The organism is Rhodococcus sp. 1163 (genome assembly GCF_002091985.1).
Taxonomy (GTDB): domain Bacteria; phylum Actinomycetota; class Actinomycetes; order Mycobacteriales; family Mycobacteriaceae; genus Rhodococcoides.
The window spans coordinates 1-20,363 of sequence record NZ_MKKX01000033.1; the positions used below are offsets into that span (position 1 = coordinate 1).

General features: G+C 61.7%; 19 protein-coding genes, 4 tRNA genes and 1 riboswitch. Of the genes, 10 read left to right on the top strand and 13 right to left on the bottom strand.

Going from position 1 to position 20,363, the window contains the following annotated elements; translation table 11 throughout:
• From BJD99_RS13745 to BJD99_RS13755, 3 genes are all read right to left on the bottom strand, one after another.
• Window positions 1-942 (bottom strand): acyl-ACP desaturase (locus BJD99_RS13745; protein WP_084345060.1); only part of this gene is annotated, 942 nt, incomplete at its 3' end.
• A gap of 284 nt (window positions 943-1,226) precedes the next feature.
• Window positions 1,227-1,299: transfer RNA gene (locus BJD99_RS13750), tRNA-Lys, on the bottom strand.
• 65 nt (window positions 1,300-1,364) lie between these two features.
• Window positions 1,365-2,618 carry a lipase family protein gene (locus BJD99_RS13755; protein ID WP_179142338.1) on the bottom strand — a complete coding sequence of 418 codons (1,254 nt, stop codon included), beginning with the start codon at window positions 2,616-2,618 and terminating at the stop codon, window positions 1,365-1,367.
• Between the two features lie 319 nt (window positions 2,619-2,937).
• Between BJD99_RS13755 and BJD99_RS13760 the strand changes: the two genes are divergently transcribed.
• The 7 genes from BJD99_RS13760 (at window position 2,938) to BJD99_RS13790 (ending at window position 7,900) form a co-directional block, all read left to right on the top strand.
• Window positions 2,938-3,954, top strand: coding sequence for a magnesium transporter CorA family protein (locus BJD99_RS13760; protein WP_084347514.1), 1,017 nt, complete (start codon window positions 2,938-2,940; stop codon window positions 3,952-3,954).
• A 315-nt stretch (window positions 3,955-4,269) separates the two neighbouring features.
• Window positions 4,270-4,938 (top strand): TetR/AcrR family transcriptional regulator, encoded by a 669-nt coding sequence (locus BJD99_RS13765; RefSeq protein ID WP_084347516.1) that lies wholly within the window; start codon window positions 4,270-4,272, stop codon window positions 4,936-4,938.
• A gap of 127 nt (window positions 4,939-5,065) precedes the next feature.
• Window positions 5,066-5,138 (top strand) — tRNA-Glu (locus BJD99_RS13770).
• 116 nt (window positions 5,139-5,254) lie between these two features.
• Window positions 5,255-5,328: transfer RNA gene (locus BJD99_RS13775), tRNA-Asp, on the top strand.
• An 81-nt stretch (window positions 5,329-5,409) separates the two neighbouring features.
• Window positions 5,410-5,486: transfer RNA gene (locus BJD99_RS13780), tRNA-Phe, on the top strand.
• Between the two features lie 344 nt (window positions 5,487-5,830).
• Window positions 5,831-7,282, top strand: coding sequence for an MFS transporter (locus BJD99_RS13785; RefSeq protein WP_179142339.1), 1,452 nt, complete (start codon window positions 5,831-5,833; stop codon window positions 7,280-7,282).
• 57 nt (window positions 7,283-7,339) lie between these two features.
• On the top strand, window positions 7,340-7,900 hold the full coding sequence (locus tag BJD99_RS13790; protein WP_084347518.1) for a DUF6584 family protein: 561 nt from the start codon (window positions 7,340-7,342) through the stop codon (window positions 7,898-7,900).
• Between the two features lie 28 nt (window positions 7,901-7,928).
• Here BJD99_RS13790 and BJD99_RS13795 read toward each other — a convergent pair whose 3' ends face one another.
• Window positions 7,929-8,216, bottom strand: a complete 288-nt coding sequence (locus tag BJD99_RS13795; RefSeq protein ID WP_256895695.1) for an ANTAR domain-containing protein — start codon at window positions 8,214-8,216, stop codon at window positions 7,929-7,931.
• 102 nt (window positions 8,217-8,318) lie between these two features.
• Window positions 8,319-8,900, bottom strand: coding sequence for a helix-turn-helix domain-containing protein (locus BJD99_RS13800; protein ID WP_084347520.1), 582 nt, complete (start codon window positions 8,898-8,900; stop codon window positions 8,319-8,321).
• Window positions 8,901-9,096: 196 nt separating this feature from the next.
• Between BJD99_RS13800 and BJD99_RS13805 the strand changes: the two genes are divergently transcribed.
• Window positions 9,097-10,110 carry a hypothetical protein gene (locus tag BJD99_RS13805; protein ID WP_256895779.1) on the top strand — a complete coding sequence of 338 codons (1,014 nt, stop codon included), beginning with the start codon at window positions 9,097-9,099 and terminating at the stop codon, window positions 10,108-10,110.
• On the opposite strand, the gene BJD99_RS13810 is transcribed toward BJD99_RS13805, so the two are convergent.
• From BJD99_RS13810 to metE, 5 genes are all read right to left on the bottom strand, one after another.
• Window positions 10,097-11,002 (bottom strand): pseudouridine synthase, encoded by a 906-nt coding sequence (locus BJD99_RS13810; protein WP_084347522.1) that lies wholly within the window; start codon window positions 11,000-11,002, stop codon window positions 10,097-10,099. The two genes, BJD99_RS13805 and BJD99_RS13810, sit on opposite strands and share 14 nt — an antisense overlap.
• A gap of 82 nt (window positions 11,003-11,084) precedes the next feature.
• Window positions 11,085-12,080: an NADP-dependent oxidoreductase gene (locus BJD99_RS13815; protein WP_084347524.1), complete on the bottom strand. Its 996-nt coding sequence runs from the start codon at window positions 12,078-12,080 to the stop codon at window positions 11,085-11,087.
• A gap of 9 nt (window positions 12,081-12,089) precedes the next feature.
• Window positions 12,090-12,512: an organic hydroperoxide resistance protein gene (locus BJD99_RS13820; protein WP_143542185.1), complete on the bottom strand. Its 423-nt coding sequence runs from the start codon at window positions 12,510-12,512 to the stop codon at window positions 12,090-12,092.
• Window positions 12,513-12,514: 2 nt separating this feature from the next.
• Window positions 12,515-12,952: a MarR family winged helix-turn-helix transcriptional regulator gene (locus BJD99_RS13825; RefSeq protein WP_084348042.1), complete on the bottom strand. Its 438-nt coding sequence runs from the start codon at window positions 12,950-12,952 to the stop codon at window positions 12,515-12,517.
• Between the two features lie 121 nt (window positions 12,953-13,073).
• Complete coding sequence (gene metE, locus BJD99_RS13830; protein ID WP_143542186.1) at window positions 13,074-15,329, bottom strand: 5-methyltetrahydropteroyltriglutamate--homocysteine S-methyltransferase; 2,256 nt, start codon at window positions 15,327-15,329, stop codon at window positions 13,074-13,076.
• Window positions 15,330-15,453: 124 nt separating this feature from the next.
• Window positions 15,454-15,669: riboswitch (cobalamin riboswitch) on the bottom strand.
• Window positions 15,670-15,901: 232 nt separating this feature from the next.
• Here metE and BJD99_RS13835 point away from each other — a divergent pair.
• Window positions 15,902-17,029: a 3-deoxy-7-phosphoheptulonate synthase gene (locus BJD99_RS13835; protein ID WP_084347530.1), complete on the top strand. Its 1,128-nt coding sequence runs from the start codon at window positions 15,902-15,904 to the stop codon at window positions 17,027-17,029.
• On the opposite strand, the gene BJD99_RS13840 is transcribed toward BJD99_RS13835, so the two are convergent.
• Window positions 16,995-17,618: an alpha-ketoglutarate-dependent dioxygenase AlkB gene (locus tag BJD99_RS13840; protein WP_084347532.1), complete on the bottom strand. Its 624-nt coding sequence runs from the start codon at window positions 17,616-17,618 to the stop codon at window positions 16,995-16,997. The two genes, BJD99_RS13835 and BJD99_RS13840, sit on opposite strands and share 35 nt — an antisense overlap.
• 83 nt (window positions 17,619-17,701) lie before the next feature.
• Here BJD99_RS13840 and BJD99_RS13845 point away from each other — a divergent pair, with 83 nt between their 5' ends.
• Window positions 17,702-18,127: a VOC family protein gene (locus BJD99_RS13845; protein ID WP_084348043.1), complete on the top strand. Its 426-nt coding sequence runs from the start codon at window positions 17,702-17,704 to the stop codon at window positions 18,125-18,127.
• Between the two features lie 7 nt (window positions 18,128-18,134).
• Here the strand turns inward: BJD99_RS13845 and BJD99_RS13850 are convergent, their stop codons facing one another.
• Entirely contained in the window at window positions 18,135-19,151 is a 1,017-nt protein-coding gene (locus tag BJD99_RS13850) for an AraC family transcriptional regulator (protein WP_084347534.1), read from the bottom strand.
• 8 nt (window positions 19,152-19,159) lie between these two features.
• Window positions 19,160-20,332 carry a pyridoxal phosphate-dependent aminotransferase gene (locus BJD99_RS13855; protein WP_084347535.1) on the bottom strand — a complete coding sequence of 391 codons (1,173 nt, stop codon included), beginning with the start codon at window positions 20,330-20,332 and terminating at the stop codon, window positions 19,160-19,162.
• Window positions 20,333-20,363: the final 31 nt, after the last annotated feature.

Genomic DNA, 20,363 nt, shown 5'->3' on the forward strand with positions numbered 1-20,363 from the left:
CTCTGCTTTGGCGGCTTCGCGTGCGAGGGAACGATCACGCATTTCCTCGAACTTGGTGGCCTGACGCTCGAGGTCTTCGAGGAACACGGCCAGCTCTTCACGCTTGGATTCCCCGACGCCGGTGAAGTCCTCACGTTCGAAGATCTGCCACTTCCGCAGCACCGGCCACACCACGTCCTCGAGGTGCTGACGCAGATCGTAGATACCGTGCTTGGCCATCAACACACCGTTACGGCGGAAGTTCGGCATCCCGGCACCGGGCATCTGGAAGTTCATCACGATATGCGAAATCGCTTCCAACGTCTGATCCGGCGCGATGTCGAGAGCGGCAGCGGTGACGTTGCGGTAGAACATCATGTGCAGGTTCTCATCCGCGGCGATGCGCTGGAGCATCCGGTCGGCGATCGGGTCGTCGCACACCTTGCCGGTGTTGCGATGCGAGACGCGCGTGGCGAGTTCCTGGAAGGTGACGTACGAGACCGAATGCAACAGTCCGGTCTGTGCGCCCGCCGGTGAGGCGAAACCGTTGGTCATGTGAATCATCCGGGCCTGTTCGAGCGCGACCGGATCGACACCGCGGGTGACCACCAGGTAGTCACGCATGACGATGCCGTGCCGGTTCTCCTCCGCGGTCCACCGTCCCACCCAGGTGCCCCAGGCGCCGTCCTGCGAAAAGTTTTCGGCGATCTCGCGGTGGTACGAGGGCAGATTGTCCTCGGTGAGCAGGTTGGTGATCATCGCTGCTCGCGCTACCTCGGAGAGTGTGCTCTGCTCCGGTTCGTAGTCCACCCCACCGAGTGCAGCGAAGTTGCGGCCTTCGTCCCACGGCACGTAATCGTGCGGGTGCCACTCCTTCGCCATCGACATGTGGCGGTTCACGTTGTCTTCCGCAACAGGAACCAGCTCGTGTAGCAGCTCCAGCTGTGTCAGATCCCTCGCCATTACATTGCCTCCATACATTGCCGATATCCGGACCTAGCCTACGGCACCGTAACTTCGCTGTGAACGCTCTCCAGTTGCGTGGCGCACAGTAGTCGGCCGGGAACCAAGGCGTTGTTGCCCCCGTAGCAGTTCATTCCCCATTGACAGTTCGTTCCCCGTAGCCGAACTGTTACCAAGTGTACTTTCGATGAATTCGGATGCTGCGGGCCGCCGGTGGTGGAGAAGCGGGCGTCCGGGACCGAACACGCGGTGGGCGGCGTCCGCCACCGCGTGGACATCTTCGGTGCCCCCAGTAGGACTCGAACCTACGACCTGCGGATTAAAAGTCCGTAGCTCTACCAACTGAGCTATAGGGGCGCGGATCGAAAGTGTAATGGGTGTTCCCAGCCGGCAGGCAGGTACCCCCAAAGAGTGCCGAGCAGCTATTTGCCGAAGCTGCTGCAACCTTTGGGTGCGGGGATTCCGGCGAGCCGCTCGTCGATCCACGCGTGGGAACCAGGCAAGCCCGACACCGCGACTGTCATGTGTTCGCCGAGATATTCCTCCAACCGGACGTCGGATCCGTGGGCGCACCATTCTTCGTACAGGGTCTCGGCGCCCTGCCTGGGGATCCAGAATTCTTGCTGCCCTTGGTAAATGAATACCGGGGCCGACGGCGCGAGGTCACCACCCATCCGCGTCTGAGCGATGATCTCCTCCGCGATCGGAGTGCGATCCACGTTCGGTATGTCCGAGAGTGCTTGGACGGGTATCGGTGCCACCAGCCCGCCTGGAGTGAGTAGATAGACACACATGTCCTTCGCTATCTGCGCGAGCCGAAGTCCGTTCGCGTTCATGAGTTGGAACATTTCCGGATATTCGCGGGCGACGCCGAGTGCTGCGGAGAGAAACAAGGTCGATGCTGCGTTGGTTCCGTTCATGGATCCGAGCAGGATGCGGTAGTCGATCGGCGCACCGCCGAACGCGGTACCGACGATGTTCACTTCCGGGGCGTAGGACGGTGCGAGTTGCGCGGCCCAGCCGGATGCGATTGCACCCCCGGAATAGCCGGTTACAGCGATCGGAGATTCCTTGTCGAGCCCCAACTGAGGTAGAGCGACCATTGCTCGCAAGGCATCGAGGACTGAGTGTCCGGCCATCCGTCCTGCGGCATATGCCTGCCGGGGACCTTGGTGGTCGGTGACCACCACCGCATAGTTCTTGGCTAGGAAGAGTTGCACTGCAACGATTTCTGGTGCAATACCTCGAGGGAGTGTCCATGACGGTGCGCACGTGTTGCCCAGTGAATCTATTGCCATGTTGTAGGCGACGACAGGTCGACTACCCTTGCCGGTCCACGGGGCGGTGGGCACGATGACGGTGGTGGCTGCCGCGACGGGTCGGTCCTTGGAATCGGTGGATCGAAAAAGGATCTGGGTGGAGGTCACCGGTGTGATCAGTGGGCCGACGTCTACCGGACGGGTGCCGAGGATGGTTCCAGGGCTCGAATTCTCGTATCCGGCAGGCGCGTCGAACCATGGGTCCGAGAGCGGAGTGGCCGCGGCAGATGCGGGATCTTGCTTCGGTGTGATGAAGTCCGTCACGGGGTCGGCGCTGACCGGCCAGGGACACGCAGCGATCAGTGTGGCTGTGAGAACTATTCTTGCGCAACGGTACAAGAGTTCTTTGACAACCATGCTGTCACCTGAGTTCGTCATCCACGACCGACGTTATGTGTCCTGGATCACACTAGGTCGTATTTCGGCCTCGCGAGTGAGCGGCGCCGGGTCGAGTTCGGATTGTTATCCGATTCTTTTCGAGACCGGAAGGCGGGTGGGTAACTCTTCGAAGATGTCCACCAAAGTCGTTGCATGGAGAGTCGTCACCGAAAAGCGTTGAACCGAAAGCCTTCAGCGGTGAATCATGTTGGGACTCGAACCAGATGAAAGCCCGCGCGTGATCACCGGTGCATCATGGAGTCACTGACAGATGTCGGGTAGATAGAGGGAGTCGAATGTGATTCGTAGTACCGAAGATCACGGTGCGATCGGCTGCGCCACGCGTGGTCGTATCTATCGGCACGGCGCCTTGGAAGCAACGAATCCGAACGAGGAAGAACTGCGGGAGTGGAGCACGGACCCTGACGCTGTTCTGTGGTTCGACCTCTTGGCACCGACGACTGCCGACCTGTCTCGGGTCGCTGAGATTCTCGGCGGTCGCGAACTCCATCCGCTGGCGCTGGAGGGGGCGTTGTCTCACGGACGGCGGCCACGGTTCGTTCGATTCGGTGACCACTCTCTCGTTCATACGCGGTCACTTCGGCTCGATGCCGAGGATTCGATTCAGGAAACCGAGATCGGAATGTTCGTCACGGGCAATGCCCTCATCACGATTCGTTCGAACGAGGCGTTTGCCCTGGATTCTATTCTCGACGGCTGGGACGACGAGTCTGCGATGATCGCTCACGGGGTGGGGTACCTGGTGTGGTCGTTTCTCGACGCCGTCATGGACGGGTACTTCGCCGTCGTGGATTCGCTGGACGAGGATGTGCAGTCGATCGAGGAAGCGCTGATCGACGATGGGTTGCCGGTTCGCGATATTCAGTTGCGCAACTTCGTACTTCGCCGGTCGGTAGTCGCGGCTTCGAGGGTGGTTCTGCCCATGGCCGAGGTATGCGCAGGCTTGCTCAGGCCGAACCGACATCCAATCGACAATGAAGTCACTCCCTATTACCAGGACTTGTACGACCATTCGCTTCGGCTGACGGAGAGGGTCGACGGCCTTCGTGAGGCGATCGAGATCATTTTGTCGACAGGTCTTGCAATGCAGGGTAATTCGTTGAACGAGGTCATGAAGAAGCTCACGGCGTGGGCGGCGATCATCGCCATACCTACCGGGGTGACCGGATACTTCGGTCAGAACATTCCGTTTCCTGGTTACGGCCGCGCCCTCGGCTTCTGGCTGAGTACTGTGCTGCTGATCGGACTGGCGACAGGATTGTGGTGGAGTTTCAAACGCCGCGATTGGCTCTGATGGCCGACGGCAAGTCGACTGACCGGTTCGGGGCCTTACAGTGGGGTATTATTTGTAAAGTATGCGCTACGCGGTGAGCGCACCCTGCCCTGCGTGAACTAGTGGCTCGAGTGCGCACCCCCTGCAGCGCACTCGAGCCGGGTGAAGCGTACCACTCGGATTGTTTGTTTCTCGTCGTCGATTTGTCTGTTTTCTGGGTTTCTCAGGTATTTCTGGGGCAACGAACAGCTTTGTCGAGGACATGGTGACGTACGCTCGATCAGCGGTATGGACTGCTGATATGCAGAGCGCTTTTTTTCGGAGGCACGAGAAGTAATGGCACAACAAGAGCGCGCACGCAGGACCAGAGCGGCGATCGTCGAGGCTGCGGCGACGGAGTTCGCCCGACGTGGATACGCGGCTGCGTCCGTTAATGCGATCCTCGAGGGCTCCAATGCCACCAAGGGCGCGATGTACTTCCACTTCCAATCGAAGGAAGATCTGGCCCGGGCAGTGCTCGTGGCTGCGCTGGAGAGGTACACCGCTATCACCGAGAAGTGGCAGGGCTCGACGCTGCATCCCTTCGAAGTCATTCGCGGCATCATCGACGACATCGCGCTCGGATTTCAGACCGACGTCATAGTTCGAGCCGAGTTTCGGCTGATCGTCGAACCGGAGTTCTACAGCGAGGTCAAATCCGGGAGTGGCCGAGCTTGGGGTCTGGCCGGACACGAATTGGCACGCAAGGCCCAGGAGATGGGCGACTTGAAGCCGGAGTTCGGCCCGGACAAATTCACCAGGGTGCTGAGCGCGTCACTGGCGGGTCAGCGATTCATGGCTGATCTCGTGTCGGACAGCACCGAGCTGCGTGCGCTGTTCCAAGAATCCCTCGAAGTGCTCCTTTATGCGATGGCAACACCTCAGTGGTTGGACACCTGGCACCGTGTCGGATGGCCACCCCTGGAGCTGGTGGCTACAGATAGTGCCTCTGACCTGCCGGTTTGAGTTTTTCGGAAGAAGTGCCCTAAGCTATCCAAGCTCCCAACGGAATGCCGTTGAGGGTAACGTCAGAGCAGTTCGAGATTGTGGAAGCTCGTAGTCCGAGTTGCTGCAAGTTCGAGTAGTTCGGCGGGCCCCCTTCGTCTAGCGGCCTAGGACGCCGCCCTTTCAAGGCGGTAGCGCGGGTTCGAATCCCGTAGGGGGTACGTTCGATCGCCGGAATTGACAATCCGGTGTGCAGTACAGCAGTCTCTTGCAGGCTGGCGCGGTTCGAAGCAGGTTGATCACCTGCTAAAGTTTGCGCTAGTTGAGTTCGACGCAAGGCCCTGTAGCGCAGTTGGTTAGCGCGCCGCCCTGTCACGGCGGAGGTCGCGGGTTCGAGTCCCGTCAGGGTCGCAAGTTCGGTGTTGTCACCGAATTACACGATCAGTACGTATTTGCACAGATCAGTACAAGGCATTGTCACCGGTGCCGCCCGGCCAGGTAGCTCAGTTGGTACGAGCGTCCGCCTGAAAAGCGGAAGGTCGCCGGTTCGATCCCGGCCCTGGCCACCACAGTTTCAGTACCAGCCTCATTCGGTTCATCCGAGTGGGGCTTTTTTGGTTCTATCCACGGTTGCGGCCTGTGCAATCGTCAGGTGGAGGCTCGCGCTTGTCGAGCGGCGAGCGAGATCGGAAATCCGGCGCCGAAATCTCCGAACTTTCACCCAGTGAGACTTGATACGCATTGTGCTCTCAGCCACTGTTACTTTTTGGCTCTACCGAGCGGGAATGTGCCGCCTTCTGAGGAGTCAAGGACCAAAAATGCTGCACGACAAGTCAACTCGATTCGAGTTCGAGGATCGAAACCGCCCGTGCACGACCACTTCGGTGTCACTATTCGCACGTGGGGAACGTCGATGACGACGATTCCAGGTCCAGCAGCTCCTGAGAAGGTTGCGCCGCAGGCCGCTCGTTACACGAGAAAGCGTTCGGCTGCGGTGATCATCCTCGTTCTCAGTTTGATCGAGGTCATCAGCGCATTCGAAACTTCGATGGTGTTCGCTGCAATCCCGACCATCATCAGAGACTTCGACAGTGACGCCGCGACGGTCGGCTGGGCAGTGACCGCATTCCTCTTGGTCGCCGCTGCCTCCGCCGCGGTGTGTGGACGTCTCGGTGACATGTACGGGCGTGAGCGGGTTCTGATCATCGTCCTGGCTATCGCTACGTTCGGCTCGTTGTTCAGCGCCATCGGCGACAGTGTGGGCGCGATCATCGGTGGCCGCGCCATCCAAGGCGTTGCGGGTGCGATTCTCCCGCTGTGCATCGGACTGGCACGTGCGCATCTGCCCAACGTGAAGGTCCCGGTTGCGATCGCGGTCATCTCGGGTACCGCCGTGGCTGCCGGCGCTGGATCGGCCTTTCTGGCCGGCATGATGATCGACTACGCGAGCTGGCACATGATCTTCATCGTCGCGGCTGTCTATGCGACGTGCATGCTGCTGCTCGTGGCGTTCGTGCTTCCGTGGCTTCCCCCCGTCGGGACCACCCAGAAGCTCGACTGGATCGGCACCATCGCATTCGCACCCGCCATCGCGGGAATCCTGCTGGGTATCACCAAGGGCAGTTCATGGGGTTGGACCGATGGGAAAACCCTCGGCCTGCTTGTCGGCGGTGTGGTCATTCTCGTGCTGTGGGTGCTGTGGGAGCTTCGAGTGACCGATCCGATCGCGAACGTGCGTCTGCTTACCGATCGCAAACTCGCGTTGACGATGCTCGCGACGCTGACCCTCGCGGTCGGTCCTTTTGGGATCAGCAACTTGATCGTCCCCATCGTTCTGCAGTCGCCGTCCAGTGGCTCGTTCGGTCTCGGCATGTCACCCAGTGCGGCCGGGGCCCTGACACTTGCGGGCGCGTTGCTTGGCTTCTCTTTCACTCCGCTGAGCGGGCGTCTCTCGCGAACGGTGGGTTCTCGCGTTTCGCTGCTCATCGGTGGACTGATGTATGCGGTGTCGGCGGTGCTGCTCTACGCATTCAACGACGCCAAGCTCGGGATGTTCGCAATGGTCGTCACCGTGTCCATCGCGACATCGTTCGCCTACACTGCGCTCCCGAACCTCGTGGTCGAGTCGGTTCCGGTCGAAAACACCAGCGAAGCAACCGGTTTGAATGCGGTCGTTCGCACTGCCGGGCAGGGGATCGGCGCATCGATCGCGACGGCAATCCTGGCATCGTCCGCCATCGCGGGGAGCATCGCACCTACGGTCGGTGGATTGAACATGGTCGTTGTGGTGATCCTCGTCGGCACCGCGGCTACCATCGCTCTCGCACTGATGCTGCGGCCAGGCACGGTCTACGCCGAGGCCTGAATGATGTCGAGCACGTCTGTCATGTGCCCGCCGGCTCGAACTCGCTAGGCTAGGCCTGTGGATGTGATCGAGGAAGCCCAGCGCGACCTTGCGCGCGGGGACAATGCACACGCTCGGGACCGACTGTATGCGGCACTTCGTACGTCCCCGGCGTCCCAGCCGATTCTGGAACTACTGGCGTACACCCATCTGCTGATGGGCGAACGTGCAGCAGCGGGTGCCGCGTGGTTCCTGACCTCGAAAGCAGACGGCGATCCCACCGCATCCGCTGCGTTCGCAGCGCTGGAAGCGCGCTATCGGTCGCCGATCTCGTTGGCACGAGGTCTACCGATAAACGCACCGTCCGAGTACTACCCGGCCCCGGCGCAGGCTCGACTCGAACGATTGTCCTCGGCTATCCGCGCGAACGGCCAACAGTGGGTTCCACCTCGCGACACGGTCTACTTCGACGAGGTGGGCGTCGATTCCGACGACTTTCTCGACGACGACCTGCCCGGTCCGAGCGGCGCCTACAGCGACCGAAGTCGTCCGGTTCGGCAGCGAGTTGTGGCGTCGTTGATCATCTTGGCAATTGCTGCGACGTCGGCTTCGGTGGTTCTCGCCATCGTGTTCGGCTGACCGCTTCTTCACGCCGTCGCAGCAGTTGCTAGCTTCCGATCAGTTCGTCCTGGGTGGCGAGAGCAGTTCCCCATCGGGCCAGGGCGACCCGACGCGTTTCCGGTTCACCGCCGTCCCTGCCCTCGGCGATGGTGATCACGGTGCGGGACAGTTCGAACAGGCTGACGCGATTGTCTCGGGCGGTGGCGAACAAATCCTCCACTGCCCGCGCGACACTTCCGCCGCGAACGCCGACGAGGACACCCGTCGCGATGTCGACATCGGTGCGTGAAGCCGGTCCCCGAGACGTCATTGTGTCGGGACTTCTATCGATCATGAACGGTTCCTTATTGGTTTGTTTCGGTTCCTGCTGCCCATTCAGCAGACCGCTCACTCTCCCACATCCAGTCGACGGGTACACGGACCAGCTCCAAGTCTTCTACGACGGGCTGGCTCGAATGTGGATACGTTCACCCTGGGGACCGAAAAGACTGAGTATTTCCACTCGGCGATCGTCGACCGCACCGAACCAATGTGGCACGCGCGTATCGAATTCCGCGGCCTCGCCCGGCTTCATGACGATGTCGTGTTCGCCGAGTACCAATCTCAATCTGCCGTTGAGAACGTAGAGCCATTCGTAACCCTCGTGAACGCGAGGATCAGGCTCGGCGCGAACGGGATCGACCACGAGCTTGTATGCCTGCATCCCACCGGGGCGTCGGGTGAGCGGGTGAATCGTCACATGCTCGCGTCGAATCGACGCCGAGCGCACCCGCGGATCCTCGACGGGCGGCGCAGTGACGAGTTCATCCAGGGGAATCTGGTGTGCCCGGGCGATCGGAAGGAGTAGCTCCAGGCTCGGTTTTCGGTCACCGGATTCGAGTCGGGAAAGTGTGCTGAGTGAGATCCCCGTCGTCTCGGCGAGTGCGGCAAGTGTGGTGCCACGTTCGCCGCGTAGTCGTTTCAGACGGGGACCCACAGCTGCGATGACGTCGTCGATGTCCTCTTCGGGGCTGGCCATGCACCTATTGCAGTTTCAGCAAACGGATTTGTCAAACGGTGGCGCACAGGGTGAGTCGATCGCCGAAGTAGTGATCGAGTGTGCTCTCGACCTACATACTGTGGATGTGACCACCGACGTTACGTCGCAGCAAGTACCTCTACGCCGCTCGCGTGTCGTGCGGGACGCCTACGGTTCGACGACGGCCGAGGCTTTCATGATCATCGCCATCGCGACGATTCTGCTCACCCGCCTGTATCTGGAGTTGACCAACTACCCGCAGGTCGGCGGTAAGACCCTTCACATCGCACATGCGCTGTATGGCGGCGCGCTGATGATGTTCGCCCTGTTGATCGGGTGGATGTTCATCGGGTTCGCGGTTCGCGCACTTGCCGTCCTGCTCGGCGGAATCGGGTTCGGCTTGTTCCTCGACGAGGTCGGCAAATTCGTCACGAAGGACAACGACTACTTCTATGGCCCGTCCTCGGAAATCATGTACGTGCTCGTCGTCGTCGTCCTCGTGGGTAATCGAATCGTGCGCGACATTCGACGGCCTTCGCATCAGGAGACGTTGGCCAATGCGGCTCTGATAGCCGCGCATGGCATCGCACACGGACTGCCGGATCACCGGCGCGCTTGGGCTCTGCGGATGGTCGACCGGGCGGAGGCGGAGGGCGAGGACGCCGCGACCATCGCCGGGCTCCGACTTCTTCTCGAGAACTGTAGGACCGGATCGGCACGACTGTACGACGCCCAGCAGTTCGCACCTCGGCTGATCCCGAAGTTCTTCAAGAGCCCTCGATGGGTGTCCGTTTTTGCGTGGGGCATGACCCTCGTATCGTTCCTGGGTGTGGTCTTCGGGATCGTCGAGTTGGTTCTCGGGAATCTCTATCTCGATACCCGTGACATGAACATCGAGGTCGAGGGCATGGGGGTAGCGAGCGGAATTCTGTTCGTGTCCTCCATGCTGACCTTTTCGCTTGCATTGCCGTCGGCGATCAGGCTCCGTGGAGGAAAATTGTGGCCACTGCACATGCTTCGCATCGCGGCTTTGATCTTCACGCTGCTGAACGCGTTGGTCGATTTTGCCCAGGAGGGATTCGGTGCGCTGGCCAGCGTCGCGATCGGATTGGTGGCGCTGGCTGTGTTTTCACATCGCATCAACGTCCGGACGGCGGAGATCGCCGAGGAGAATGCCGCACACGGCGATGTTCTCTCTATGCCCCGCTAGGGAGTTCGAGTGTGCGAGTACTGACGAAAGTTCGAATCGTCTCGGTGAACGGATCTTGGAACTCGATCGATCGAGCCAGGAGCTGCAGCGGATGCGAATAGTCGTCACCGGCGACGTCGTAGAAGTCGGGGTAGAAGTTGTCACCCAGAATCGGCAGCCCCAGCGAGTTCATGTGAAGGCGCAGTTGATGTGTGCGTCCGGTGGTGGGTCGCAAAGTGTAGAGGCCATGACGGCGGTCGTGGTCGGTGAGCTCGACATGCGTTTCGGCATTCGGTTCACCGGGGACTTCTTCGGCGCGAAGTACGCCGCGTACCTTGATCATTCGACTACGCAGCGTCAGCGGAAGCTCGAGCTCTGGATCGAATCGTGCCACCGCGTGATAGACCTTCGTCACGGCGCGCTGCGCGAACAATTCCTGATATGCACGGCGAACTTCGGGGCGGACGGTGAAGATCAGCACGCCCGCGGTCAGGCGGTCGAGGCGATGGGCGGGGCTCAGGTCGGGTAGACCCAATTCTCGGCGCAGTAGAACGAGCGCGGACCTGGCGATATACGCCCCGCGTGGCATCGTCGCCAGAAAGTGTGGCTTGTCGATGACCAGTAGGTCACGGTCGTGGTGGAGGATGTCGATCGGGAACGGCACGACGGGTTCGAGCGGTGGATCGCGATAGAGATAGATATCGCTGCGCGGAACGAGCCGTGAGCTCGGTTCGATGGGCACTCCTGCAGCATCCACCACTTCCCGTGCAGCGATTTTTTCTCGCAGACGTCTCTCATCGTGTGGAAAACGATCGACAAGATAGTCCACGACGGTGGGGAAGGTCTCGGTATCGGGCATTCGAATCCGAGTAGGACCGAGGCCGTCGCGCAGGGGAAGCGGTGCGCGGGCCATGGACCAACTCTAACGTCGGATCTGTCGGTGCAACACGAGGACTGTTACGAAGACGCGACGCCAGAGTCAGTCCACTGGCAGGCTAGATGGAGACGACCATCTTTCCGGTGTTCTCGCCGCGGAGCAGTCCGATGAACGCCTGCGGCGCGTTGTCGATACCCTCGACAACGGTTTCGTCCCACTCGATGACGTTGTCGGCAAGCCATGTCGCCATCTTCTCGCTGAACTCACCGGCGAGATGCTGGTAGGAGCCGGCGATGAAGCCCTTCAGCATCAGTTCCTTGCCGATGGCCAGCGCCAAGTTCCGAGGCGCAGGGCTGGCTTCGGTCGAATTGTACTGAGAGATTGCTCCGCACAGTGCAATTCGGCCGTTCTTGTTCATCGACCAAATGGCAGCTTCGAGGTGGTCGCCGCCGACGTTGTCGAAATACACATCGATTCCGTCCGGAGCGGCCTCGGCGAGTTGCTTGGTCACCGAACCGTCGTGGTAGTCGAATGCTGCATCGAAGCCCAGCTCGAGTAGCCGAGCAACCTTGGCCTTGGACCCTGCGCTACCGATGACGCGAGACGCACCCATTGCCTTGGCGATCTGGCCGACCAGCGAACCGACGGCACCCGCAGCACCCGAGACGAACACCACGTCGCCGGGCTTGAACTGTGCCACCGCGGTGAGCCCGACATAGGCGGTCAGCCCGGTCAGGCCGAGAGCTCCCAGATAGGCCGAAGGGGAGCCCTTGTCGAGGTCGACTTTCATGGCCGATCTGCCGTCGAGGACAGCGGTGTCCCGCCATCCCTTCCCGTGCAGCACGGTGTCGCCGACTGCAAAAGCGTCACTGCGGGTTTCGACTACCTCGCCCACGGCGCCGCCGTCGAGCGGCGCGTCGACCTGGAACGGCGGAACGTACGACTTGACGTCGTTCATCCGGCCGCGCATGTAGGGGTCGACGGACATGACGATATTGCGAACGAGTATCTGACCATCCTGAAGTTCGGGAAGGTCGGTCTCGACGGTGCGGAAGTTCTCCGGCGTCGGCTCACCGTGTGGACGTGAAGCGAGATGGATTTCCTTGGCGCGCAAGGGGGACTCCTAGTCTTCGGTGACCGTGACGGTCACATCGATGTTACCGCGGGTCGCGTTGGAATATGGGCAGACCAGGTGGGCTTTGTCGGCTAGTGCCTGGGCCTCGTCGTGGGGGAGATTCGGTAGCGTCACCTCGAGCGTCACCTCGAGCTGGAATCCGCCTGCATCGTTGGGACCGATGCCGACCTGGGCGCCAACAGCGGAGTCCGTCACATCTGCCTTGTTCGCACGGGCGACCATCTGCAGGGCGGAGTGGAAGCAGGCTGCGTAACCTGCAGCGAACAGTTGCTCGGGGTTGGTGCCCTGGCCGTTGCCGCCCATGGCCTCGGGGATCGCAAGTTCGAGGTCGAGGCGACCGTCCGAGCTGCGAGCGCGGCCGTTGCGACCTTCTCCGGTTGCCAGTGCTTCGGCGGTGTAGATGGTAGCCACAGTCATCCCTTTTCTTGGTGGAGTGCTTCGGCCAGTGCGGCCAGCACGTTCTTGAGGTTGGTGAGTTCTTCGACGCTCATGCCCGTCTGCGCGGCGAGCTGCATCGGTATGCCGGCGGCCTCGCTGCGCAGCGCGCTGCCCGCTTCCGTCAGGTGGATCTCGACTCGTCGCTCGTCGGACGTGAGACGCCGACGTTCGATGAAACCGAGGCCTTCGAGCCGTTTGAGCAGCGGGGACAATGTCCCGGTTTCGAGATCGAGTGCGGTGCAGATGTCACGGACGCCGCGCCCGTCCTTTTCCCACAGCACCAGGAGCACGAGGTACTGCGGGTAGGTGATCCCGAGTTTGTCGAGGATCGGGCGATAGGCGGCAGTGGTCGCTCGCGATGCCGAGTACAACGCAAAGCACACCTGGCGATCGAGTGCGAGTTCGTTGGTCACGTGCACAAAGGTAGCGCACGTTTAAGTTGTTCGCAACCTATCTGGGCTGACTGCACACTATCTCGCCGTTTCGACGGGATTCCGCCGATCGAGCCAGACAGTGTGCAGTCAGGGTTCGAAACTACCGAGCCAGAGCAGCGGCCTCTACTAGATTGCGCAGCGAGGCTTCGACCTCGGCGTTACCTCTGGTCTTGAGCCCGCAATCCGGATTGACCCACAGGCGCCCTGCCGGAACGGCCTTCAATGCGGCCTGCAAGGAGGCGGTGATCTCCTCGACGCTCGGAACCCGCGGTGAATGGATGTCGTACACCCCTGGACCTACGCCGAGATCGAATCCGACGTCGTTGAGATCGTCGAGGACTTCCATGTGGGAGCGAGCAGCCTCGATCGACGTCACATCGGCATCGAGTGCGACGATCGCATCGATCACCTCGCCGAACTCCGAGTAGCACAGGTGCGTATGGATCTGCGTGGAATCCGCTACCCCTGACGTCGACAGCTTGAATGCTCGTACAGCCCAGTCCAGGTAGGCATTCTTGTCCTTTGCGCGCAACGGGAGCAGTTCGCGTAGTGCGGGTTCGTCCACCTGGACGATCGCAATCCCCGTCGATTGCAGGTCGACGGTTTCGTCGCGGATGGCCAGTGCGACCTGATCTGCGGTGTCGGCCAGCGGTTGATCGTCGCGAACGAACGACCACGCGAGGATCGTCACAGGGCCGGTCAGCATGCCCTTGACCGGCTTGTCCGTCAGTGACTGGGCAAAGGCGATCCAGTCGACGGTCATCGCGCCCGCCCGGCTCACATCACCGAACAGGATGGGCGGACGCACGCAACGCGAACCGTAGGACTGAACCCAACCATTGGCTGTGGCCGCGAAGCCGTGCAACTGTTCCGCGAAGTATTGCACCATGTCGTTGCGCTCCGGCTCGCCGTGTACGAGAACATCGAGGCCCAACTTCTCCTGCAGTGCAATGACATCGGCGATCTCCGCTTGCATGCGACGCCCGTACTCGGCGTCGTCGATCTCGCCCTTGCGCAATTCGGCCCTGGCGATACGGATCTGGGTTGTCTGCGGGTACGAACCGATGGTCGTAGTGGGAAGCGACGGGAGGTCGAGTCGAGCAGCTTGGGCCACCCGACGGTCGGCAGCGGGGCTGCGATCGACTCCCACACCACCCTCTAGTCGCGTGCGAACCGCATTGTCGTGCACTCGGGGGTCGGTGCGACGGGATTCCGCAGCGACGCGTGCCGCAGCGAGTTCGGTTGCAACAGAGTCGGTTCCCTCTCGAAGTGCACGCGCGAGCACGGTCACCTCCTCGACCTTTTCTGCGCCGAACGCCAGCCACGACCGCAGTGGATCCACGATCTGCGTCTCGGCGTCGAGCGTGTACGGAACATGAAGTAGCGAGCAGGAACTCGACACGGCGAGCGCACCGGCGCTGCCCAACAGGCTCGCCAGCGTGGCCAGAGCTCGGTCCAGATCGGTCCGCCAGACATTGCGGCCGTCGACGATTCCTGCCACGAGAAGCTTGCTCGCCAGAGCGGGTACCGCAGCGACCTGCTCGACGGTTCCCGGGGCCGTGAGATCGACCGACAATCCCTCGATACCGGTCGAGGCGAGTACGGGCAACGCGTCACCGAGGTACCCGAAGTACGACGCCAGCAGTATCGCCGGCCTCCCCTCGACGGCGCTGAGGTAGTCGTAGGCGCGTCCGGCGGCGGCGAGTTCGGCTTCGGTTCGATCCGCCACGAGAGCAGGCTCGTCGATCTGCACCCATTCGGCACCTGCGTCGGACAGCTGTGTCAACAGATCCGCGTACAGCGGGAGGATTTCGTCGAGACGGTCCAGCAGCGGAGCATCACCGCCGACAGATTTCGAGAGGAGCAAGAATGTGACCGGACCGACGATCACCGGACGGGCCGGAATGTCCAGTGCGCGAGCCTCGTTCAGTTCGCTGAGAATCTTCTCGGGGTGGAGCGTGAATGTTGTGCTCGGGGAGATCTCGGGCACGAGGTAGTGATAGTTGGTGTCGAACCACTTGGTCATTTCCAGGGGCTGCACGGTGTCGTTACCACGCGCGGCGGCGAAATACCGGTCGAGATCGTCCTCGATGTCGCTTACCCGTTCGGGCAGGGCGCCGAGGAGGACCGCGGTGTCGAGCACCTGGTCGTAGTACGAGAACGTGTTGATCGGTACGGAGTCGAGCCCCGCGGCCTTCAGCGAAAGCCAGTCGTTCTCGCGTAGGTGCTTGGCGACAGCGCCGAGCGCGGCGGCATCGATCTTTGCGGCCCAGTAGGACTCGACAGCCTTCTTCAGTTCGCGCTTCGGGCCGATTCGGGGTGAACCGAGAACCGTCGCGGTGAATTCGAATGTCACTTCGTGTGTCTCCAGATACATGGCGTGATGGGTGGAACACCACCGTGCGCGCGAGTACGCCTGAGCCCAAGACGAGACTTCAGGTCTACTCGCCCACTCCACGGGGCGGTGAACCGCTACGCACGGCGTGCGCAGCACAGAAGGCAGGTATTCGGACTCGCAGGCGCGCGATTCTTCGAGTAAAGCTCGAGAAAAGCTCCTAGTGGCCGTCGCTTCCCAGAGAGGCTTCTCCAGTGCTTGATAGACGGCGGTCGTTCCTGCATACCGCTGCGGGACAATCCCGGATTCTCACCGGGTTCCCTCTTGCGTCGCCGTTGCGGACTTCGGGGCTCCTCTTGGCCGCGGGCGAACCGACTGCATGCATGAGCATAGGCGCTCGGCAGCCTCCGGAGAAAGGGCTGCTACTCTCGGCATCATGACGCGCACGTATTTTTGGTTTAGCAGGCCGGCCCCGGGTGGGTCAGCCAGCGACACCATGCGCTGACACCCCACCCCACGAGCCGGAATCGGACCGGCTCGAAGTGCGCGTGGATTCACCGTGAACGAGTCGGTCTGGGAACAGGATCTTTTTCATGACCATCGACACCAACACCACCGACATCAACACCATCGACCCAGCTCTGCACGATTCTGCTCTGGACGATCGACGGACGATCAGTATCAGTCCGCTTCTGTCGCCGCGGACCGTTCGGCGTGAGCATGCGGCAGACGATGCAGTGGCAGCCGTGGTACGACGCGGTCGCGACGGCGTCGTCGACATCCTCGACGGACGTGACGACCGGCTGATCGTCGTCGTCGGACCGTGCTCGGTGCACGACACCACCGCGGCGATGGACTACGCCCGGAGATTGGCCACGAAGGCCGCCGAACTCGACGACCGCCTGCACATCGTCATGCGCGTGTACTTCGAAAAGCCGCGGACCACTCTCGGCTGGAAGGGCCTGATCAACGACCCGCATCTCGACGGCAGTTTCGACATCAACGAAGGCCTCCGTGTGGGCCGCCAGCTGCTCGTCGACATCTCGAGTCTCGGCCTTCCGGTCGGATGTGAATTCCTCGACCCCATCACCCCTCAGTACATTGCGGACCTGGTCAGCTACGGTGCCATCGGCGCACGAACCGCAGCCAGCCAGGTGCACCGTCAACTGTGCAGCGCGTTGTCGATGCCCGTCGGAATCAAGAACTCGACCGAGGGGGATGTTCAGGTCGCGGTCGACGGAACGCGGGCGGCGGCGTCGAGTCATGTCTTCCCCGGAACTGATCTCGACGGTCATTCCGCGTTGATCAGAACCGTCGGGAATCCCGACTGTCATGTGATCCTTCGCGGCGGCACCGACGGTCCGAACTACGACGCGGAGACTGTCGCCGACACCATCGCGCGACTCCGGAAGTCGAATCTTCCCGAGCGAGTGGTGATCGACGCGAGCCACGGCAACAGCCGAAAAGACCACAACAAGCAGGTCGATGTCGTGACGGACGTGTCGGCACGGCTAGCAGCAGGCGAGCAGGGGATCGTCGGTCTCATGTTGGAGAGCTTCATCGAAGCTGGACGGCAGGATCTGACTCTCGGCCATTCGAACGAATTGACCTACGGTCAGTCGATCACCGACGCATGCCTGGATTGGGACACCACTGCGGCACAACTCGACGCACTCGCGGCCACGGTCAGCGAACGCCGCGCGGGCGGAACTGCACGCTGACGCGAGGGCCGGTGGCACGTGTGCTCTTGGGTACGGCGTGCTCCCACGTGCGTTGGCACGAACCGCCCATGACGATCAGATCGCCGTGGCCGAGTGTGAACTTCAACGATGCGCCGCCGCCACGCGGCCGCAACATCAGTTGTCGGGTGGCACCGAGTGACACGATGGCAACCATCGTGTCCTCGGTGGCGCTGCGGCCGAGGTTGTCTCCGTGCCAGGCGACGCTGTCGGATCCGTCCCGGTAATAACACAATCCGGCAGTGGCGAAGGGCTCGCCCAGTTCGGCCCGATAGTGCGCATCGAGTGTCGACTTGGCCTCGAGCAACCGTGCCTCGGGCCAGCTCTCGAGTTCGGAGTAGAAGCGCACCAAGCGCGGCACGTGGACCACGCGGTCGTACATCTGGCGGCGCTCGGCTCGCCAGTCGACGTCGGTGACGAGTCGATCGAACAAGTCCATGGTGCTCGCCCATCCGGGGCGTACATCGATCCATGCGCCGTTCGTGAGAGTGCGTCGCGTAACCGTGGATCCGAGTGGACCGAAGTCCTCGTCACCGTCGGTGAACAGCGACCCCTGCAGTTCCACGCTCATGGTCGCTATCGTAGCGTCATTCGAACGTACGTTCCAACGATCGATCCGCCGAATTTGTCGCAGTCTTGTCCTATCGTGTGCGCATGGGATACGAAATTCAGGTCACGATAGACAGCGACAACCCCCATGAGCAGGCCGCATGGTGGGCTGCGGCCCTCGACTGGCAGGTCGAGGAGCAGGACGAGAAATTCATCCGAGAAATGGTGGACGCCGGTCACGCGAGCGAGGACGACACACTCCTCTTCGACGGTCGGCTCGTCTGGAAGATCGGCGCCGCAATCGTCGATTCCGACCGACCCTCGGCGCCGCGCGTGCTCTTTCAGTGGGTTCCGGAGTCGAAAACAGTGAAGAACCGGCTACATTTCGATCTGAGGATCGGAGACGACCGCGAAGCGGTGGCAGAAAGCCTCGTCGACACAGGAGCATCGATCCTCTATCGCGGTCAGCTCGGCCCGAGTACGTGGATCACGATGGCCGACCCGGAGGGCAACGAGTTCTGTCTCTCTTAGAGGTACTTCACCGATACGCGCCCGGTGTCTGTCCGGTCCACCGCTTGAACGCCCTTCGGAAGGCGGACGGCTCCGAGAATCCGAGCTGGTGAGAAAGGTCGTCGACCGAATCTCCGCGACTCAGCCCGGAGATGGCGGCGTCGCGTAGTACTTCTTCGCGGATCTGGTTCACCGACGTGCCCTCCTGCCGCAACAGTCGGCGAAGGTGCGCGGTACTGACAGTCAGCTTGGCGGCGATCTCGTCGGTACCTGGACTGCGGCCCTGAAGTCCCAGTTCGAGTGCTCGTCGCACTTGTGACGATGCGGTGCTGTCGTAGTCGCGCGCAGTGAACAACAAGTTCGGTGATTCGCGCAGGTAGTCGGTCAGGCTCGCCTCGGTTTGTACGATCGGCGCTCGCATCGCGGCATTGTCGAACTCGAGGACTGCTACCGATGCACCGAATGCCACTCGGGTGCCGAACATTCGATCGTAGAGCTTGGCGGTTTCCGCGTCGGCCATGTCGTAGGGCAGTTCGACCGAGTGCAGCTTCACCCGACCACCGATGAGCCACGCGGCGAAGCGATGTACCAGCAACATTCGAAAGTCGGTCAGCAATTGGCCGGCCCGCTCCCTGGCCTGCTCCGGCAGATGTGTGTTGTCCACCGGCGGCATCGTCAGTCGCGTTGTGCTCTCACCGCGAGTGATCGTCATCGTTGGAAGTCCCGAGAGCACTCGCGTGGTTTCCGTCATCCGGTTCAACGCCGACGCGAGGTCGGGACTGTGTATGAGGGTCTGGCAGATGACGCGAAAACTGCCGCGCCGCATGGGCGTCGACGCCAATCCGAACAGCTCGTCACCGGTGATCTGCCATGCGGACTGAGTGAACAGCGTGACCTGTTCGGCGGTGAGTCGTGCGCGCGGATCCTTCAACGTTTCCGGTCCGATTCCCGCGATCGACAGTGGATACGACAGATCGACGCCGCTGCTCGCCGCGAGAGCAGTGGCATTGACGACGAAAGCGACGGGGATGGTTCTGGCGGTCATGATGGTTGTCAGAGTCTCAGCAGTCTGTCGGACGCTTCGGCGAGCACGTCGTCTTTTTTGCAGAAGGCGAAGCGCACCAAAGTTTTCCACGGCTCGGCATGATCGACGAACGCGGTGACGGGGACGGCCGCCACCCCGATTCTCGCGGGAAGCGTGCGACAGAATTTCAGGGCGTCGGTTTCACCGAGTGGTGCCACGTCGGCACAGACGAAATACGTTCCGTTACTGGACCTCACCTCCAGACCAGCTTTGGTCAGCGCGGCGGAGAGTACGTTCCGTTTGGCGTGCAGTGAGTCTCGGAGTTGGTCCACCCAGGGACCTTCATAGGTGAGCGCGTGCGCTACTGCAGGCTGGAACGGGGTTCCTCCGACGAACGTCAAAAACTGCTTGGCCGAGCGCACGGCATCGATGAGTTCGGCTGGGCCCAGTGCCCAGCCGGTCTTCCAACCCGTTGCATTGAAGGTCTTTGCGGCACTGGAGACGGTGACGGTCCGCTCGAACATGCCGGGCAAGGTTGCAATCGGTACATGCTCGGAATTCTCGAAGACCAGGCGTTCGTATACCTCGTCGGTGAGGACGAGCAAGTCGTGCTCGCACGCTATCTCGGCGATCCGGACGAGCTCGTCACGCGTCAACACCATTCCCGTCGGATTGTGCGGGGAATTGACCACGAGAAGTCTGGTGTTCACCCCGATCGCACGTTCGAGCGCATCGAGGTCCACGGCGAAACCGGTTCCGTCGGCGACGAGAGGGACCGTGGACCGGTGGGCGCCGGCCAACGCGATCGCGGCAGCATACGAGTCGTAGAAGGGTTCTATCAGCAAGACCTCTTCGCCGGGTTCGACGAGCCCGAGTATCGTCGCGGCGATTCCTTCGGTGGCACCGACGGTGACGAGAACCTCGCAGGACGGGTCGTAGTCGATGCCGTAGCGGCGAGAGCGATCGGCGACAATGGCCTCGCGCAGGACCGGCATACCCGACCCTGGCGCATATTGATTCAGGCCGCCGGCAATAGCGTCCTGCGCGGCCGCGAGCATGGACGCCGGCCCGTCGGTGTCGGGAAAGCCTTGACCCAGATTGACCGCGTCGCTCGCCACCGCGAGAGCTGTCATCTCCGCGAAGATCGTCGACGCGAAGGGGCGTAGACGCTCGACAGTTCGGCTTCGGTGCTCCGCGGACATTCATGCAGCGTAGCTGGTGTCACATTCGGTA

What these genes read in the sequence shown, in the direction of transcription:
- BJD99_RS13850 (WP_084347534.1), bottom strand. Translation starts at nt 19,151, where the DNA reads ATGACCGCCAGAACCATCCCCGTCGCTTTCGTCGTCAATGCCACTGCT.
- BJD99_RS13785 (WP_179142339.1), top strand. Translation starts at nt 5,831, where the DNA reads ATGACGACGATTCCAGGTCCAGCAGCTCCTGAGAAGGTTGCGCCGCAG.
- BJD99_RS13840 (WP_084347532.1), bottom strand. Translation starts at nt 17,618, where the DNA reads ATGAGCGTGGAACTGCAGGGGTCGCTGTTCACCGACGGTGACGAGGAC.
- BJD99_RS13845 (WP_084348043.1), top strand. Translation starts at nt 17,702, where the DNA reads ATGGGATACGAAATTCAGGTCACGATAGACAGCGACAACCCCCATGAG.
- BJD99_RS13805 (WP_256895779.1), top strand. Translation starts at nt 9,097, where the DNA reads ATGATCATCGCCATCGCGACGATTCTGCTCACCCGCCTGTATCTGGAG.
- BJD99_RS13795 (WP_256895695.1), bottom strand. Translation starts at nt 8,216, where the DNA reads ATGATCGATAGAAGTCCCGACACAATGACGTCTCGGGGACCGGCTTCA.
- BJD99_RS13835 (WP_084347530.1), top strand. Translation starts at nt 15,902, where the DNA reads ATGACCATCGACACCAACACCACCGACATCAACACCATCGACCCAGCT.
- BJD99_RS13810 (WP_084347522.1), bottom strand. Translation starts at nt 11,002, where the DNA reads ATGGCCCGCGCACCGCTTCCCCTGCGCGACGGCCTCGGTCCTACTCGG.
- BJD99_RS13765 (WP_084347516.1), top strand. Translation starts at nt 4,270, where the DNA reads ATGGCACAACAAGAGCGCGCACGCAGGACCAGAGCGGCGATCGTCGAG.
- BJD99_RS13800 (WP_084347520.1), bottom strand. Translation starts at nt 8,900, where the DNA reads ATGGCCAGCCCCGAAGAGGACATCGACGACGTCATCGCAGCTGTGGGT.
- BJD99_RS13855 (WP_084347535.1), bottom strand. Translation starts at nt 20,332, where the DNA reads ATGTCCGCGGAGCACCGAAGCCGAACTGTCGAGCGTCTACGCCCCTTC.
- BJD99_RS13755 (WP_179142338.1), bottom strand. Translation starts at nt 2,618, where the DNA reads ATGGTTGTCAAAGAACTCTTGTACCGTTGCGCAAGAATAGTTCTCACA.